We start from the raw sequence: 17524 nt of genomic DNA, 5'->3' as shown, positions 1-17524 counted from the left end.
ATGGGAAAAGTAACCGGATTTAAAGAAATAGATAGAAAAGACGAAAAATACGCACCCGTAACTGAGCGCGTTAAAAATTATAAAGAATTCACAATACCTTTAAGCGAGAAAGAAATCACAGCACAAGGCTCTCGCTGCATGGATTGCGGCATTCCATTTTGCCATAGTGGTTGCCCATTAGGAAATCTTATTCCAGATTTTAACCATATGGTACACCAAGGAGAATGGCAAAAGGCATCTTTAATTTTACATTCTACCAATAATTTCCCTGAATTTACAGGGCGTTTATGTCCTGCCCCATGTGAACAAGCTTGCGTATTAGGTATTATAGAAGATCCTATTTCTATAGAAAATATTGAAAAAAATATTGTTGAACGCGCCTTTAAAGAAGGCTGGATTAAACCTCAAATTCCAAAAATAAGAACAGGAAAAACAGTAGCCGTAATTGGTTCTGGCCCTGCCGGTTTAGCAGCAGCACAACAATTAAACAGAGCAGGCCATTTAGTAACTGTGTTTGAAAGAGATGATGAAATTGGTGGATTATTACGTTATGGCATTCCTAACTTTAAAATGGAAAAAGAAGTTATAGACCGTCGTGTAGCCATATTAAAAGCAGAAGAAATTACTTTTAAATTAAATGCCGATGTAGGTAAAAATGTTTCTGTTGACGATTTAAAGGCTTATGACGCCATCGTATTAGCGGGTGGCGCCACAGAAAGACGCTCACTACCCACTCCAGGCATAGATGCTGACGGTGTTGTACAGGCTATGGATTTTTTAACGCAACAAACAAAAGTAGTTTTTGGAAAAGAAGTTAAAGATCAAATTTTAGCAACAGGTAAAGATGTTATTGTAATTGGTGGTGGTGATACTGGTTCTGATTGTATTGGAACATCTAACCGACAAGGCGCTAAATCGGTGGTTAATTTTGAAATTATGCCTAAACCTCCAGGTCACAGATCACCTACTACACCTTGGCCATTTTGGCCTTTACAGTTAAAAACTTCTTCTTCTCACAAAGAAGGTGTTGAACGCAATTGGCTTATAAACACCAAAGAGTTTATTACAAACAAAGATGGGAAGCTAACAGCATTAAAAACAGTAAATGTAGAGTGGAAAATGACACCCGGAGAGCGCCCTCAATTAATAGAGATAGAAGGTACTGAAAAAACCTGGCCATGCGATTTAGCATTATTAGCGTTAGGTTTTACAGGTCCAGAAAACTATTTAGCTAAACAACTGGGAATAGAGACAAATGCCAGATCTAATTACAAAGCCGAATACGGAAAATATCAAACTAATGTTTCAAATATTTTTACTGCTGGAGATATGCGTAGAGGGCAGTCTTTAATTGTTTGGGCAATTTCTGAAGGTCGTGAAGCTGCAAGACAAGTTGATATCTTCTTAATGGGAAAATCTAATTTACCAACTAAAAACGCAGAAGGAGATTTACCAGGGTTATAAATTTTAATTTAGATTTTAAAAAAGCCTGTTATTATTAATAATAACAGGCTTTTTTTGCTTTAACAACATTACTTACAGTCTTTCATACAGCATTAAACAAACTCTATTTGCTAATTATTTAAATAACATATACATAAAAATACAAATCAACTGAAATAGACTATAAGAAATAACAATTATAATTATTTATAATATCAACTAGTTATCAATCTACCGCTAAATATTAATTTTAATACTATTTAAAGTTAATATTTTGTCAAATTAATGATTAATAAGTTAATATTTTGCCAAAATGATGATAAATAAGTATTATCAAATGGTAAAATAACACAATTATCAAATATTTAAATCATTTAATTTAGCATATTCACGAAAACGATATAGTTAATTTTAAATCGTTTTTTATAGCAATACAATATACAACCTATTAAAAAACTAAAAATCATGAAAAAATCTACTTACTTTTTTTTATTATTGATAATGTCCTTAGGGATGTTATATGCACAACCCCCGGGGCAAAATGCTGCAAACTGGGAAAACGTTCCTGAAATTACAGATGAGTTTAATGGAGCACTAAACACCAGCAAATGGGCATTTGGCCATCCTTGGTGGGTAGGACGCCAACCAATGCTTTTTGGAAACGGAAGAAATGCATATACACAAAATGGAAGTTTATGGATGCAGACAACTGTACAAAACCAAAATGGCCAAGGAAATTACCTTAGAGGTGGTGCCATATATACCAGAGCTGGTAGACTTATGAAGCAAGGGATGTATATTGAGTCTCAATACCGCGCTTCTGGCTTACAGATAGGTACTGGCTTTTGGTTGATGCATAATGACTGGCAAAATGATCCTCAAGGTCTAAACCGTACAGATGAGATTGATATTCAAGAAGCATTTGGTGGATCTAGGTTTAGAGATTTACACCATTCTAATTATCATAATTTTAAACCTGGCAACAATGCTGCGCAAAAAGATGATAGGCCGCAACCCGGATTCTATAGATTTCCTAACGGCGGTACTGTAAGTGGTCAACATCATACCTATGGTTTATGGTGGGTAAACTCTAATACAGTACGCTTCTATGTTGATGGTGTAATGGTAAGAGAATTAAGAACTAATTTTACTTTACAAGATATGTATGTTTCATTAAACACAGAAACATACCCACATCTACTACCTTATCCATCAGTTGCAGATGTTAACAACCAAAGAACACGAGTAAACGGAACGGTAGCTAGAGGTGAATACAAATATATTAGATGCTGGAAACCAAGAGCTGGCGGCGGAAATGCTGGTACAGGAACTGTAGTCCCAATTCCAGGAACTTTACAATCAGAAAATTACAAAGCCTTATCTCCAGGGGTAAGAGTTGTAGATGTTCCAGGCAATAAAAAAGGTCTAGGCTATATTAAAAATAATTCATGGTCCGAGCACTTTATAAATGTACCAGCTTCAGGAAACTATGCTATAGATGTATATGCAGCTTCTGCTGGTAGTGGTGGCACTATAGATTTCACCATTAATGGTAACACATTAGGAACTTTAAATGTCCCAAAAACTAATGGTTGGAATGATTATAAGTTAGTTTCTACAGGGAATATAAGAATTAATGCGGGCATCAAAACTGTTCGCCTTGTATACAAAGGCACTGGGAATTTCTTATTTAATGTAGACGGATTAGTATTTAGAAATGCAGGCGGCGGAAATACTGGAGGCAATACAGGGCCACTAACATGTACTAATGCTCCTATATACAATCCTAATACTACTTACTCTCCAGGGCAACGAGTAATTAATAATGGAGATAGAAGATTGTACCAGCGTACAGCTACAGGCTGGGATTATATTGCACAATGTGGCGCTGCAAGCAGTGTTAACCTTGATCAAATTGGTGTAGCTGTTCCTACATTTAAGGGCGAACTAAATAATTTTGAAGTCTCTACAGTTAATAACACAGGAAAAGTAGATTTGAATATTGAATCTGATAGTGGAGGAGATATATCCGTTGAAATCTTTAATTTAACAGGGCAGTCTGTATATAGCGATAGCTTTAATTCAACTGCTCCACTAGTAACTGTACAGTTAAAAGATGATACTTTAGCAAAAGGATTTTATGTTGCCAGAGTAAGCATTAATGGAAAGACCAAAACAGTTAAATTAATACTATAATTTATATTTGAGTTAGCCGAGAATTAGTTAACAGTTTTTAATTGAAATAAATCCAGTGCGGCGAATTGCACTGGATTTTTTTTGTAATGTCAAACTCTTTAAATTCTAATCAACTCAACAATTTTAAAGTAGTTTCATACAATGGAGTATCATTTATTTTAGCTTTAAGCCAAGCATAAAAACTCATTGTAAAAACATCTTCTTCTATTACATGAAGCGAATTTTTTAATTCCTGAAACTTAGATTTAAATTTTTTACTATTTATTCTTTCTGGATATTGATAATATTCTTTTACAAGAGAAAAGAATACCACAACATCAAAAGCATTCTTTTGTTTTAGATAATTTATATGCTTTTTCTGAAAACTTTTTATTCTAGATTCAACCAAATCCATATAATCTAATTCTATATAAAGTAATAACTCTAACAGATTTTTTTTAATTACCCATAACAAACTCGTTTTAGAAGTATACCATATATCACTATGATGAAATTCATTAAACACTTCTTGTGCTTTCTTAAAATCTGATTGCTGAAAAAAATACACTACAAGACATAATTTTAAATCTAAAACATATGAAAATTCATTTTTATGTTTTTTAAAATCAAAATTTTCTATGAGGTATATTGCTTTTTCAGGTTGATTTGAATAGTTCAAATTAAGCGTTTTCAACAAAATGAATTGCGGTGTAAATCTTTTTAAATACTTTTTATTTTGAAGTTGCATATGCTCTTCCATTACTGAAAGGTAATACAGAGACGTTTTTAAATTTTTATTCCTAAAATAGGCGTTCGCTACATAATAGATAATTTGTATTTGATAATACAAGTACTTGCCATCATTTTCTTTTTGACTAAGCAACTCATAAGATTCTATTATAAAAGGTAATACAGACTTATGATCTCTTACTAGATTTGCTGTTTGATTCGCTATATCTAAAATTTTAAAGAGCGACCGATAGGTTACCGTTTCTGATATAGATATATTAAATCTTTTTAGATTCTGTAAAAGCAAATTTTCAATCTTAAATTGATTCAATGCTATGTCATTTTGTACAGATGCATAAAATAGATTTAGTTTTTCTTCTTGTATTGCTAGTTTTTTATTGATTTCAAAATCAGCAATGACTTCTTCTAAATCGATAGTTTCGTCTAGGTGCGCGTATTGAATCTTAGTATAATAAATTTCATTCAAAGCATTAAAAAAGTCTAATTCTTTAGCTTTTACCTCAGCTTTCTTAAGAATCTTAAAACCTACTTTATAGTTTGATTGTTCAAAAAAAACCCTTGCAGTAATAAGCAGTTTTAAAACCTCCATTTCTTCAGAAGATTCTTCTTTAAAATTTTTTACGGCTATAAAATCAATAAGACTATCACTCAATCGCTTACTTAAAGCATGATATGCACTGGCAGATTTCTTCTTATACAACTGAACACTATAATCATGATGACTACCAGATGCAATTAAATTAAACAAGGCTATATTTTTAGTGTCATTTCTCTTATTTTTCTTTTTCAACTGGTATAGAAATGCTGCTTTTTCTTCTGGAGTAAGTGAAATGATTATTTCGTTAAGCATATTTTATATCATAAGTATTTATGCTTCAAAAATACTGTATTTATTAAATATTACTCATATTTATCATTTTTATATCGTTAGTTTTTATAAAAAATTAACTTTCTAAAATTATAGGTTTGCTTCAAATTTGCCATGTCAAAATAAAATGACAAAAAATGATATTCATTAAAAATAAAATGTATGGATTATAAATTTAATAGTGACGCAACTGAAAAAAGTATTCTTAAAGAGAAGACAAAAAAGGGGCCCAAAATCTATGATCAAAAACCAACTTCAGCATTTGAGGGCGCTTCATGGATTGCATTAATTGCTGGTATGGTAAGTTTCTGTGTTGGCTTATGGAATGTTGATATGGCCCTAAATGAAAAAGGCTATTACTTTACCATATTACTTTTTGGTTTATTCTCTGCCATCTCTGTACAAAAAACTGTACGTGATAAATTAGAAGGCTTAGCAGTAACAGAAATGTATTATGGAATTAGTTGGTTTGCAACTATAGCCTCGGTTACACTACTTGTAATTGGCTTATGGAACGCGGACATTGATTTAAGTGAAAAAGGATTTTATGGAATGTCTTTTACACTAAGTTTATTTGCTGCTATTGCAGTTCAAAAAAACACAAGAGATAGAAAATATATTGAAAATAATACTTCAGAAATATAACTAAAAAATGATGCCATTATTTAAAACTAATTGCATCATTTCATTTTACATAAGTACCTAATATTATGTTTCCAACAGATTCAGAATTTTCTACACTATACTTAGCATATTGTGCGCTATTCATCTTTCTAGTTATTGGAATTATTAGCTCCAAAAAAAAGAAGGCATTCATTATAAATTTAATCTGTTATGGTATTTACACCACTATAATGATTTATATTTTTTTTGATAAAAATAATTTTAAAGGAGGCAATTCTCTTGTTATACTATTCTATGGTTTTTTGTTTTTAATCATACATATTATAATATTCTTGATCCTAAAAGTATACAAATTCATTAAAATCAAATACAATAATTATAAGAAGAAAAAATCCCGTATTTAGAAGTTTCTTCCAAATACGGGATTTAAAATAATTATAAACTATTATTTATTTAACAACATCCATATAAGAAACTGTTGTTTCTGAGGTTTCTACATTTTCGATGCTAACCTCTGCTTTAATCTCCTTATTTTCTGTATTTGCAACACCTTCTTCTGTATGCCCTCCTAATATTGGCGCAATAACTAAACCTATTAAGCACGTTAACTTAATTAAGATATTCATAGATGGCCCAGAGGTATCTTTAAAAGGATCTCCAACAGTATCACCAGTAACTGCTGCTTTATGTGCTTCAGAACCTTTGTACGTCATTTCTCCATTAATTTCTACGCCTGCTTCAAAAGATTTTTTAGCATTATCCCAAGCACCACCTGCATTATTTTGGAAAATTGCCCAAAGTACACCAGAAACAGTAACACCAGCCATATAACCTCCTAACATTTCTGCTATTGCTAAAGAATCCATTCCAAATAAAAGTGGCACAAAAGCAATAACTAATGGAAACCCAATGGTTAATAAACCTGGTAACATCATTTCTTTTAATGAGGCTTGTGTGGAAATTGCCACACATTTATCATATTCTGGTTTCCCAGTACCCTCCATTATTCCTGGTATATTTTTAAATTGTCTACGGACTTCTTCAACCATTTCCATTGCTGCTTTTCCTACTGCATTCATCGCTAAAGCTGAAAATACTACTGGAATCATTCCTCCAACAAATAACATGGCTAAAACTGGTGCCTTAAAAATATTAATCCCATCTATTCCGGTAAACGTTACGTATGCAGCAAACAAAGCTAAAGATGTAAGTGCTGCTGATGCGATCGCAAACCCTTTCCCTGTTGCTGCTGTTGTATTACCTACTGAATCTAAGATATCTGTACGCTCTCTTACTACTGGTTCTTGCTCGCTCATTTCTGCAATACCACCTGCATTATCAGATATAGGTCCAAAAGCATCAATTGCTAACTGCATCGCTGTTGTAGCCATCATAGCAGAAGCTGCTAATGCTACACCGTAAAAACCTGCAAATGCATAAGATGCCCAAATAGCTCCAGCAAATAATAATACAGAAGGAAATGTAGAAATCATCCCTGTTGCTAAACCTGCAATAATATTTGTTCCTGCTCCTGTACTAGACTGCTGCACTATTTTTAAGATTGGCTTTTTACCTAAGCCTGTATAATATTCTGTTACTGAAGAAATTACTGCCCCTACAAATAACCCAACTAGCGTTGCATAAAATACGCGCATTGCAGAAATTGCAACTTTACCTTCTCCAAAAAACTCCATTTGCATTGTTTCTGGTAACATATATTTACACAACCCAAAACAAGCTAATGCTACTAAAATAATAGAGGTCCAGTTTCCTTTATTAAGAGCACCCATTACCTGAGATTCTTTTGCTTCGTTATTTTTTATTTTAACAAGCATTGTTCCGATGATAGAAATAATAATTCCTACACCAGCAATTGCCATTGGTAATAAAATTGGACCAATACCTCCAAAAGCATCCGAGATACTTCCTCCCATATCTTTGATCACATAATTACCAAGCACCATAGCTGCTAATACGGTAGCTACATAAGAACCAAATAAATCTGCTCCCATACCTGCAACATCACCAACATTATCACCAACATTATCTGCAATAGTTGCTGGATTACGAGGATCGTCTTCTGGGATACCAGCTTCTACTTTACCAACAAGGTCTGCTCCTACATCGGCTGCTTTAGTATAGATACCACCACCTACACGTGCAAATAGCGCAATGGATTCCGCTCCTAAAGAAAAACCTGCTAGGGTTTCTAAAACAATGGTCATATCTATAGTAGAGGTCCAAGCACCTCCCATAAATATCTGAAAGAAAACAATAAAGAAACCTGTTAAACCTAATACTGCCAAACCAGCAACACCAAGCCCCATTACAGTGCCACCACCAAAAGAAATTTTAAGCGCATTTGGTAAACTAGTACGCGCTGCCTGTGTAGTTCTTACATTCGTTTTTGTTGCTATTTTCATTCCTATATTTCCTGCAAAAGCAGAAAAAATAGCACCAAAAATAAATGCTATTACAATAAGCCAATGAGTTGTAGGCACCACAAAAGAAACTATTGCAAGTAACACACTTACAATTAATACAAAAATTGTCAATAATTTATACTCTGCTTTTAAGAATGCTAATGCTCCTTCATAGATATAATCAGATATCTCTTTCATTTTACCGTCTCCAGCATCTTGCTTCATTACCCAAGATTGCTTGATTACCATGTAAATTAAACCTAATACCGCCAAAGCTATTGGCATATAAATCATTAGTCCTTCCATTCTTAATTTTATTTATGCATTATTAAAAGTTCGGCAAAAATAACAAAATCCATTAAACTGTATCAATAAAGCAATATTTAAATACTTGATATTGCTTTAATATGATTTTGTATTCTAAATAATATGTAATTGATAATATTTCTTTTTTAAATCGTAAAGGTGCGTTTCTTTTTATGTTCGCTTTCATCATAGCGTTTTACGCACTCTTTATAAATTTTTACAGCTTCATCTGCATTACCCCAACCTCCAGTATCTACTTTTTTCTTTTCTAGGTCTTTATATACTTTAAAAAAGTGTTCTATTTCTTTTAGTCTGTGCGGATTTAAATCGCTTATATCTTTATTATTACTCCAAATAGGGTCGGAAACTGGCACACATATAATTTTTTCATCTGGCCCTTTCTCATCTGTCATATGAAAGACACCAATAGGCCTTACCTCCATTACCACCATTGGATAGGTGGGCTGATGCCCTAAAACCAAAACATCTAACGGATCACTATCTAGAGCCAATGTTTCTGGAACAAAACCATAATCACCAGGATACATCATAGAAGAAAAAAGCATCCTATCAAATCTAATTTTATGGAGTGTGAAATCGTATTCGTATTTATTTCTACTTCCTTTTGGAATTTCTATTAAAACATCGAAAGTTAAATTTTCTTTTACGCTCATTATGTTCTTTATTTTCTGGCGCAAAGATACTTTAATTAAACAATTAAAAACTAATGAACATCAGTAAAAACCTACTCTAACGATATAGTTTTATGAGTTTAAAAAAATAAAGCTATTTCAAATGGGTATGGCAAAAAAATATTCTTTTAAAACTTAAAAATTTAATCCATAGGCTATGGTAAAGCTAAAAGGTCTGGCATCTGGAAGTTCTAAATAATTTCCTCTAAAATTAAAATCAACTCGAAGTACTTTTAAGATATTTCCAATTCCAAAAGAATATTCCCAATAAATGCGATCATTAGGGGCTAATAATGGGATGTTTGTAGGGCTATTTAATGCAATATTTTCATCAGAAAGACTCCCCCAAACACCTCTTACCCCTATTATTTCTCTAAGATTTAGCTTTTTAAGCAATGGCAATCTGGAAAAAATTCTTCCATTAAAATTTTGTTGCAAGTGTACTGACGCATATGTATCCGTAACAAATTCATAAAAATTCAGATTCGAAAAAGTATTGTATACAGAAAAGAAAGTTTGGTTCCCAGGTACAACATTCAATAAACCTAAAGGAACTACACCAAAAGTTTTACCCACTTCTACAGAGCTCACAAACCTACCTAAACCTCCAATTCTAATAGGTTGGCGATATGAAAACTGTACTTTATCATAATTGAAATCACTATTTAAAACCTCATCTATTCCTTTAGTATATTTAAATAGTATGGTGCTATGATCAAAATTTACGGGCACACGCTCTACACCAAACCCAACAACTTTTTGATTAGGAGAGTAAATAAGCGTTGCGTTCACATCAAACTGATTAATCTCGGATGACACCCCATTTGGTGATAAAGCATCTATATAATCGATATTAAAATCGTCTGGTAATGCAGAACTTATTGTTCTAAAACTACTCCCTGTTATTAGCCTAAGGTCTTTAATGGGTTCTATCTCCACATTAAAAGCAGACAAATTAATATTTGATAATCTATTATTTGCTCCTACCGAAAATACTGAAGAAGACGCCACACTTCTTCCTAAAACATCATTTGTAGCAGTTAAATTAACTCCTAATTGCTCTATATCTCTTCGGTTACCGCCAGATACGATCAGCCTACTTTTTTTATCGATCAACCATTTTGCAGAAAAACCATGTTTTACTTTTTTATCTAAAAAACCATAGGCGGCATACCCTTCTAGACGCCATGGATCATTACTCCCAAAAAAAGTTCGTGCACCCGCTCTTAAACGGAGTCCCTCTGCATTATTATACCCAAATGTATTGTACATGTCTCCAATATCAATCTTCCATTTAGGAATCTCTATATATCCGGAACCAAGAATACTTACAATATTATAAAAGGTCTTAAATTTTTTTACTGTTTTTAGAGTATCTAATAATTTATAAACACCAACTTCATCTTTACTAAGTTCCTCCAGCCTATTTTTTTTCCAAAACAAGCTATCTTTTTCATAAATAGTTCCATCAAATTGAGCAACTCTTTTTTTATAAAACGCATCTGGTTTAGGGATATCAAATTTATAATTATTATAAATGGTTGTTTTTTTTCCGTAAACGCCTCTAGACTTTTCTTTTTTACTAAGGCTAAAATCACTAAGGATATAGTCTCTTTTTAATACAAAAACTGAGTCATTTAAATTCTCAAATTCTTGCTCTATATAAATTTCTCTAATTAAATTAATATTAGCGCTTTTTACAGCTTCAAGATTAATTTTCTTAATGGCATAAGTAGAATCATTCACCCAAAAATCTCCTTTAAAAGTGAGCTCATTACTTCTTCGTGGATAGTATGTAATATTATAACACAACTTGTTATCTATATATGCTGTATCAGAAAGTACATAATTATAAACATCTATCCCTGTTCTAGAAAGTGGACTTGTAAAACTTTTATCAAAAATTTTAAGGTAATTATCATAAATATCATAATCGTTGTACAGATCTTTTATAAATACAGTGATAGATTGGTTGTTGCTAAAACCTGAATTTTTACTTCCTGTGACTTTTTCTTTTTCCCTTTTTAAAAGGTTATTTCCATTGACTTCTGATACGGTTTCATTGATAAAAATAGGCAGGTACGTTTTACCTGTAACTCGTGAAGTATCTACATTTTTAAACATAAACTCTAAGCCTTTAAAAAGTCTTTTTTGCATTAAAGCACTATCAACAGTATTTAAATCAAATTCTACTTTTTCGTACTTATCATAGCTATATTCTCTAAACTTACGAACGCCATTAGATCTTTTCTTCTCCCATATTTTGCGTAAAATATCTATTGCGGGGTTATTCTTTTTAGATTGCTTTCCAAAATAAACAACCACTTCGTCTAATTCTTGTCCGCCTTCTTTTAAAATTATTTTCATTTTATAATTAGCACCTTTAGAAAGAGATAATTCTTTGGTCTCATACCCAATAAATGAAACTAATAAAGTAGTATAGTCTTTATCCGATTCTAAGTAAAAAGCACCATTATCATTAGTGATTACACCTTCTGAAGAGTTTTTAAAAAGTACTGTTGCAAAGGCTATTGGGTTTCCTGTTTCATCTACTACTTCTCCACTAACCTTAGTTTGCGAAAAGGCTACAAGAATAAAAAACTGAAATAAAAAGAAAAAGATTTTTTTCATATGTATAATTCCAAGAAACATTACTGTGTGTATGTCGCATATACCACAAAAGCTTTGCCAACAATTTGTCAACAAAGCTTTTGCCTACTTCATAAAGGTTTTTTAGTTCTTATATAAAACTTTTTTTACAGCTTTAATTACATCTTCATGATTAGGCAACCACTCTGCTAATAAAACTGGAGAGTATGGTGCTGGAGTATCAGCTGTATTTATTTTTTCTATTGGCGCATCTAAATAATCAAATGCATTAGATTGTATATGGTATGTAATTTCTGTTGCTACATTCCCAAAAGGCCAAGCCTCTTCTAAAATTACCAATCTATTTGTTTTCTTTACAGAGTTTAAAATAGCATTGTAGTCCATCGGCTTTACGGTACGTAAATCTATTATCTCGCAACTAACACCCTCATCGGCAAGTATATCTGCGGCTTTATACGCTTCTTTAATAATTTTACCAAAAGAAACTATAGTAACATCTGTTCCTTCTCTTTTAATATCGGCTACACCTATAGGAACAATATAATCTCCTTCTGGCGCTTCTCCTTTATCTCCATACATTTGCTCAGATTCCATAAAAATAACCGGATCATCATCGCGAATAGCTGCTTTTAATAATCCTTTTGCATCTGCAGGGTTAGAAGGCACTATAACTTTTAAACCAGGACAGTTAGCATACCAACTCTCAAATGCTTGTGAGTGTGTTGCCGCTAATTGACCCGCTGATGCTGTAGGACCTCTAAAAACGATAGGGCAATTAAATTGCCCACCAGACATCTGACGAATTTTTGCAGCATTATTTATAATTTGGTCAATACCTACTAAGGCAAAGTTAAAGGTCATAAACTCTACAATAGGTCTATTCCCATTCATGGCAGAACCAACAGCTATACCGGCAAAACCTAACTCAGAAATTGGAGTATCTATCACTCTATCTGGCCCAAACTCATCTAACATACCTTTAGAAGCTTTGTAAGCACCATTATATTCAGCAACCTCCTCGCCCATTAAATAAATAGACTCATCTTTTCTCATTTCCTCAGACATTGCTTCGCAAATGGCTTCTCTAAATTGTATTGTTTTCATTTAAATGGAATTTCTTAATGTTCTTGTTCTAAAAACGGTAGCAAAAATAGCAAAATATATGTCAAATTTACGCTTGTTAGAATCAAAAAAAGTTATAAAATTTACTATGCACGCATAGTAAATTGAAAAAATATGACTATATTTACAATCTCTAAATAAAGAAAAATCATCTTGAGATATGAAGATATTAGTTTGTATAAGTAATGTACCTGACACTACTTCAAAAATAAATTTTACTGAAAATGACACCAAGTTTGATACCAATGGTGTACAATTTGTAATCAACCCAAATGATGAATTTGGATTAACCAGAGCCATGTGGTTTAAAGAAAAGCAAGGTGCCTCTGTACATATTGCTACTGTTGGTTTAGCATCTGTAGAACCTACAATGCGTAAAGCATTAGCCATTGGTGCTGATGAAGCTATTCGTATTAATGCAGAACCTACCGATGGTTTTTTTGTTGCAGAACAATTAGCAGCAGTTATTAAAGATGGTGAATATGATCTTGTTATTGCTGGTAGAGAATCTATAGATTATAATGGTGGAATGGTACCAGGCATCTTATCAAGTCTTTTAGACATGAATTTTGTAAACACCTGCGTAAGTTTAGATGTTGATGGTACAAATGCTACTGCTACAAGAGAAATTGATGGTGGTAAAGAAAAAATTGAAACAAGTTTACCTTTAATTATAGGTGGGCAAAAAGGACTCGTAGAAGAAAGTGATTTACGAATTCCTAATATGCGTGGCATTATGATGGCGCGTAAAAAAGTATTAAATGTAATAGATCCAACTGATGCTGTAAAAGCCACTACAGATTCTAAATTTGAAAAACCCGCAGCTAAAGGTCCTGTAAAATTGGTTGATTCTGTGGAAGAATTAATTGATTTATTACATAACGAAGCAAAATCGATTTAAAAAAATAAAAACAAACTTTAAAATGTAAAGCAATCTCTTTTCGCTTTAAATTTTAAAATTAAAATATTGATCTTATTATGTCAGTTTTAGTATATACAGAATCCGAAAACGGAAAATTCAAGAAAAATGCTTTTGAAGTTGCATCTTATGCGGCTAAAGTTGCGGAACAAATGGGCACTACTGCAGTAGCTATTTCCATAAATGCTTCAGACAATCAAGACTTAGGGAATTATGGTATTTCTAAAGTATTACAAGTTTCTAATGATAGCTTAAATACTTTTAATGCAAAAGCATATGCCAATGTTATACAACAGGCAGTTGCAAAGGAAAATGCTACTGTTATTATCGTTAGTTCAAGTACGGATACAAAATTTCTTGCACCAATTTTAGTTGGCCATTTAAAAGCTGGCTACGTTCCCAATGTAGTTTCAGCTCCAGAAAGCACAAACCCATTTACCGTAAAAAGAACTGCTTTTAGTAATAAAGGCTTTGCTTTTTCTACCATTAATACCGCTATAAAAGTAGTAGGCGTATCAAATAATTCTTTTGGGATCATTGAGAATGATACAAGCACCACTATTGAAGATTTTAATGCCACTGTAAATGATACTGATTTTTCCACAAAATCTATTGAAATAGACAAAGTAGTTGGTAAAGCTACTATTGCAGATGCTGATGTTGTTGTTTCTGGAGGTAGAGGACTAAAAGGACCTGAAAACTGGGGACTAATTGAAGACTTAGCTGATGTTTTAGGTGCTGCAACAGCATGTTCTAAACCAGTATCAGATTTAGGATGGAGACCACACGGAGAACATGTAGGGCAAACAGGAAAGCCAGTTGCTAGTAACTTATATATTGCCATAGGAATTTCAGGAGCCATTCAGCATTTAGCTGGAGTAAGCTCTTCTAAAGTAAAAGTAGTGATCAACACAGATCCTGAAGCACCTTTCTTTAAAGCTGCTGATTATGGTATAGTAGGCGATGCTTTTGAAGTGGTTCCAAAACTTACCGAAAAATTAAAGGAATTTAAAGCGCAAAACGCATAAAAATTGTTAAATTGTGCCCCTTAAAGGGCTGTTTAAATAAATAGGTCTCTGCCTTTTATTTAAACAGCCCTTTAAGGTTTATAATCAACTATGAGTTTAGTACGACTAAAAATAAAAGGAATATCATATAGCCAAACACAAAATGGGGCATACGCTTTAATCTTAAATGAGGTTGAAGGTGATCGGAAATTACCCATTGTAATTGGTGCCTTTGAAGCACAATCCATAGCCATTGCATTAGAAAAAGAAATAAAACCTCCAAGACCGCTAACCCATGATCTTTTTAAAAACTTTGCAGATCGGTTTGATGTGGTTATCAAGCAAGTTATTATTCATAAACTAGTAGATGGCGTTTTTTATTCTAGTATTATATGCGAGCGCGATAAAATTGAAGAAATTATTGATGCTCGTACTAGTGATGCTATTGCTTTAGCCTTGCGTTTTAATGCTCCAATATTTACCTACAAAACCATCTTAGACAAAGCAGGAATCTTCTTAAAATTTTCTTCTAAAGAAAAAGAAGAAAATGATATTAGCGATAGTATTATGGTAAATGAGATTTTACAAGAAGGTGAAACTGTAGAAATTAGTGGATCAGCGTCTGATGGATATACTGAACTTACTACTGAAGAACTTTATAAAGAATTAGAAAAAGCGGTAGCTAGTGAAAACTATGAAAAAGCCGCAAAACTTAGAGACGAAATTTCTAAGCGCGAATAAAATTTGTTCATTTAATAGCCTATGAAAAACAAAATTTGTTTTGTTCTATTCTTACTCACATGCTTTACCTTATTCTCTTCTATTTATGGACAAGAAATAGACTCTATTAAAGCCACTACAGACGCAGTTGAAACCATTACTGTTGATGATATAAAAAAAACAGAGAAAGATCTTATAACATCTTGGCAATTAGACAAGAATGTAATTTATGAAGATCTCAAAATTTATCCTGATAGTATAAAAACAATTCTTGAAATAAATAAAGGAGTCGACTTTCTTTCTTTACAAAAAAATGGAGAATATCAATCCTTAATCAACGGTTTATTTACTTCAGGCTATTGGCTACAAAATCAAGATTTACTGCTATTTAAACAAAAAGTTCCTATTGTTGTAGATGTTTATTATGAAATTTCTACTCAAAACAATAACATCCTCAAATTAAAAAACGGAAATAATATATTAACATTTTTATCTAAAAAACATCCAGATTATATTACACTTAATACTTCTAAGGGTAAAATAATGGAAAACGCTGATTTTTCATTTAATAGTTTTTTAAGAGGAGTTCTGGGAATGTTCGTTTTACTTTTGATCGCTTTTTTATTTAGTAGTAATCGAAAAGGCATAAACTGGAAAACGGTTGGAATAGGCTTATCCATACAAATAATAATAGCCATTTGTGTTTTACAAGTTCCTTTTGTACAGGGAATTTTTGAGAGTATTGGAAAAGTATTTGTTAATATACTCGATTATACTAGATCAGGTAGTGAATTTTTATTTTCGGGCATTTTAGATATAAATTCTTATGGTTTTATATTTGCATTTCAAGTACTTCCAACTATTATTTTCTTTTCTGCACTTACCTCAGTACTATTCTATTTAGGTATTATCCAAAAAGTAGTAAAAGCTTTAGCTTGGTTATTAAGTAAAAGTTTGGGAATTTCTGGCGCAGAAAGTTTATCTGTAGCAGGTAATATATTTTTAGGACAAACTGAAGCTCCATTACTCATTAAAGCCTATTTGGAAAAAATGACTAAATCAGAAATACTATTGGTTATGATTGGCGGTATGGCAACTGTAGCAGGTGCTGTTTTAGCCGCTTACATTGGTTTTTTAGGAGGAGACGATGCAGCACTACGATTACAATTTGCAAAACACCTGCTTGCAGCTTCAGTAATGGCTGCACCAGGTGCTATTATAATATCTAAAATATTATACCCCCAAACCGAAAAAATAAATACAGATGTGCATGTTTCATCAGAAAAAATAGGAGCTAATATTTTAGATGCCATTGCCAATGGAACCACAGAAGGTTTAAAACTTGCTGTAAATGTAGGTGCAATGTTATTGGTTTTTGTTGCCTTTATAGCTATGCTTAATGGAATCTTTGGTTGGTTTGGAGATATTACTACTCTTAATACTTGGATGGCTGAAAATACTTCTTACAAAACATTTTCTTTAGAAGCAATTTTGGGTACAGTTTTCGCACCTCTAATGTGGCTTATTGGTGTTGCTAAAGAAGATATGATGCTTATGGGGCAATTGCTAGGTGTAAAATTAGCTGCCAGTGAGTTTATTGGTTACATCCAATTAGCAGACTTAAAAAACGTTGCCAACGCAACGCATCTTAGCTATAATAAATCTGTAATCATGGCAACTTATATGCTTTGTGGATTTGCCAACTTTGCATCTATCGGCATCCAAATTGGTGGTATTGGTTCTCTAGCGCCTGGACAGCGAAAAACCTTATCAGAATTTGGACTAAAAGCTGTTTTAGGTGGCTCTTTAGCTTCTCTCCTATCTGCTACAATTGCTGGGATGATCTTAGGATAAAACTGCAAAAA

General features: G+C 32.7%; 12 protein-coding genes. 7 read left to right on the top strand and 5 right to left on the bottom strand.

Annotation, left to right across the window (positions count from 1 at the left end):
- Together ACZ451_RS09135 and ACZ451_RS09130 are read left to right on the top strand one after the other, a co-directional pair.
- Nucleotides 1-1464 carry a glutamate synthase subunit beta gene (locus ACZ451_RS09135; protein WP_464216809.1) on the top strand — a complete coding sequence of 488 codons (1464 nt, stop codon included), beginning with the start codon at nt 1-3 and terminating at the stop codon, nt 1462-1464.
- Between the two features lie 444 nt (nt 1465-1908).
- Entirely contained in the window at nt 1909-3639 is a 1731-nt protein-coding gene (locus tag ACZ451_RS09130; RefSeq protein WP_464216808.1) for a carbohydrate-binding protein, read from the top strand.
- A 109-nt stretch (nt 3640-3748) separates the two neighbouring features.
- Here the strand turns inward: ACZ451_RS09130 and ACZ451_RS09125 are convergent, their stop codons facing one another.
- Entirely contained in the window at nt 3749-5218 is a 1470-nt protein-coding gene (locus ACZ451_RS09125; protein ID WP_464216807.1) for a hypothetical protein, read from the bottom strand.
- Between the two features lie 180 nt (nt 5219-5398).
- On the opposite strand from ACZ451_RS09125, the gene yiaA reads away from it, so the two are divergent.
- Nucleotides 5399-5881: an inner membrane protein YiaA gene (gene yiaA / locus ACZ451_RS09120; RefSeq protein ID WP_464216806.1), complete on the top strand. Its 483-nt coding sequence runs from the start codon at nt 5399-5401 to the stop codon at nt 5879-5881.
- 428 nt (nt 5882-6309) lie between these two features.
- Here yiaA and ACZ451_RS09115 read toward each other — a convergent pair whose 3' ends face one another.
- From ACZ451_RS09115 to ACZ451_RS09100, 4 genes are all read right to left on the bottom strand, one after another.
- Complete coding sequence (locus tag ACZ451_RS09115) at nt 6310-8589, bottom strand: sodium-translocating pyrophosphatase (RefSeq protein ID WP_464216805.1); 2280 nt, start codon at nt 8587-8589, stop codon at nt 6310-6312.
- A gap of 146 nt (nt 8590-8735) precedes the next feature.
- Complete coding sequence (locus ACZ451_RS09110; protein ID WP_464216804.1) at nt 8736-9263, bottom strand: inorganic diphosphatase; 528 nt, start codon at nt 9261-9263, stop codon at nt 8736-8738.
- A gap of 153 nt (nt 9264-9416) precedes the next feature.
- Nucleotides 9417-11912, bottom strand: coding sequence for a DUF5686 family protein (locus ACZ451_RS09105; protein WP_464216803.1), 2496 nt, complete (start codon nt 11910-11912; stop codon nt 9417-9419).
- Between the two features lie 102 nt (nt 11913-12014).
- Nucleotides 12015-12995 carry a pyruvate dehydrogenase complex E1 component subunit beta gene (locus ACZ451_RS09100; protein ID WP_464216802.1) on the bottom strand — a complete coding sequence of 327 codons (981 nt, stop codon included), beginning with the start codon at nt 12993-12995 and terminating at the stop codon, nt 12015-12017.
- 178 nt (nt 12996-13173) lie between these two features.
- Here ACZ451_RS09100 and ACZ451_RS09095 point away from each other — a divergent pair, with 178 nt between their 5' ends.
- From ACZ451_RS09095 to ACZ451_RS09080, 4 genes are all read left to right on the top strand, one after another.
- Nucleotides 13174-13914, top strand: coding sequence for an electron transfer flavoprotein subunit beta/FixA family protein (locus tag ACZ451_RS09095; protein ID WP_464216801.1), 741 nt, complete (start codon nt 13174-13176; stop codon nt 13912-13914).
- Nucleotides 13915-13991: 77 nt separating this feature from the next.
- Entirely contained in the window at nt 13992-14960 is a 969-nt protein-coding gene (locus tag ACZ451_RS09090; protein WP_464216800.1) for an electron transfer flavoprotein subunit alpha/FixB family protein, read from the top strand.
- 90 nt (nt 14961-15050) lie between these two features.
- On the top strand, nt 15051-15680 hold the full coding sequence (locus tag ACZ451_RS09085; RefSeq protein WP_464216799.1) for a bifunctional nuclease family protein: 630 nt from the start codon (nt 15051-15053) through the stop codon (nt 15678-15680).
- 21 nt (nt 15681-15701) lie between these two features.
- Nucleotides 15702-17513, top strand: coding sequence for a NupC/NupG family nucleoside CNT transporter (locus tag ACZ451_RS09080; protein ID WP_464216798.1), 1812 nt, complete (start codon nt 15702-15704; stop codon nt 17511-17513).
- Nucleotides 17514-17524 lie beyond the last annotated feature (11 nt).

This window comes from Allocellulophaga tsushimaensis (assembly GCF_055383085.1).
Note: the sequence above shows the minus strand (reverse complement) of the source record. Positions and strands in the feature narration are given on the sequence as shown.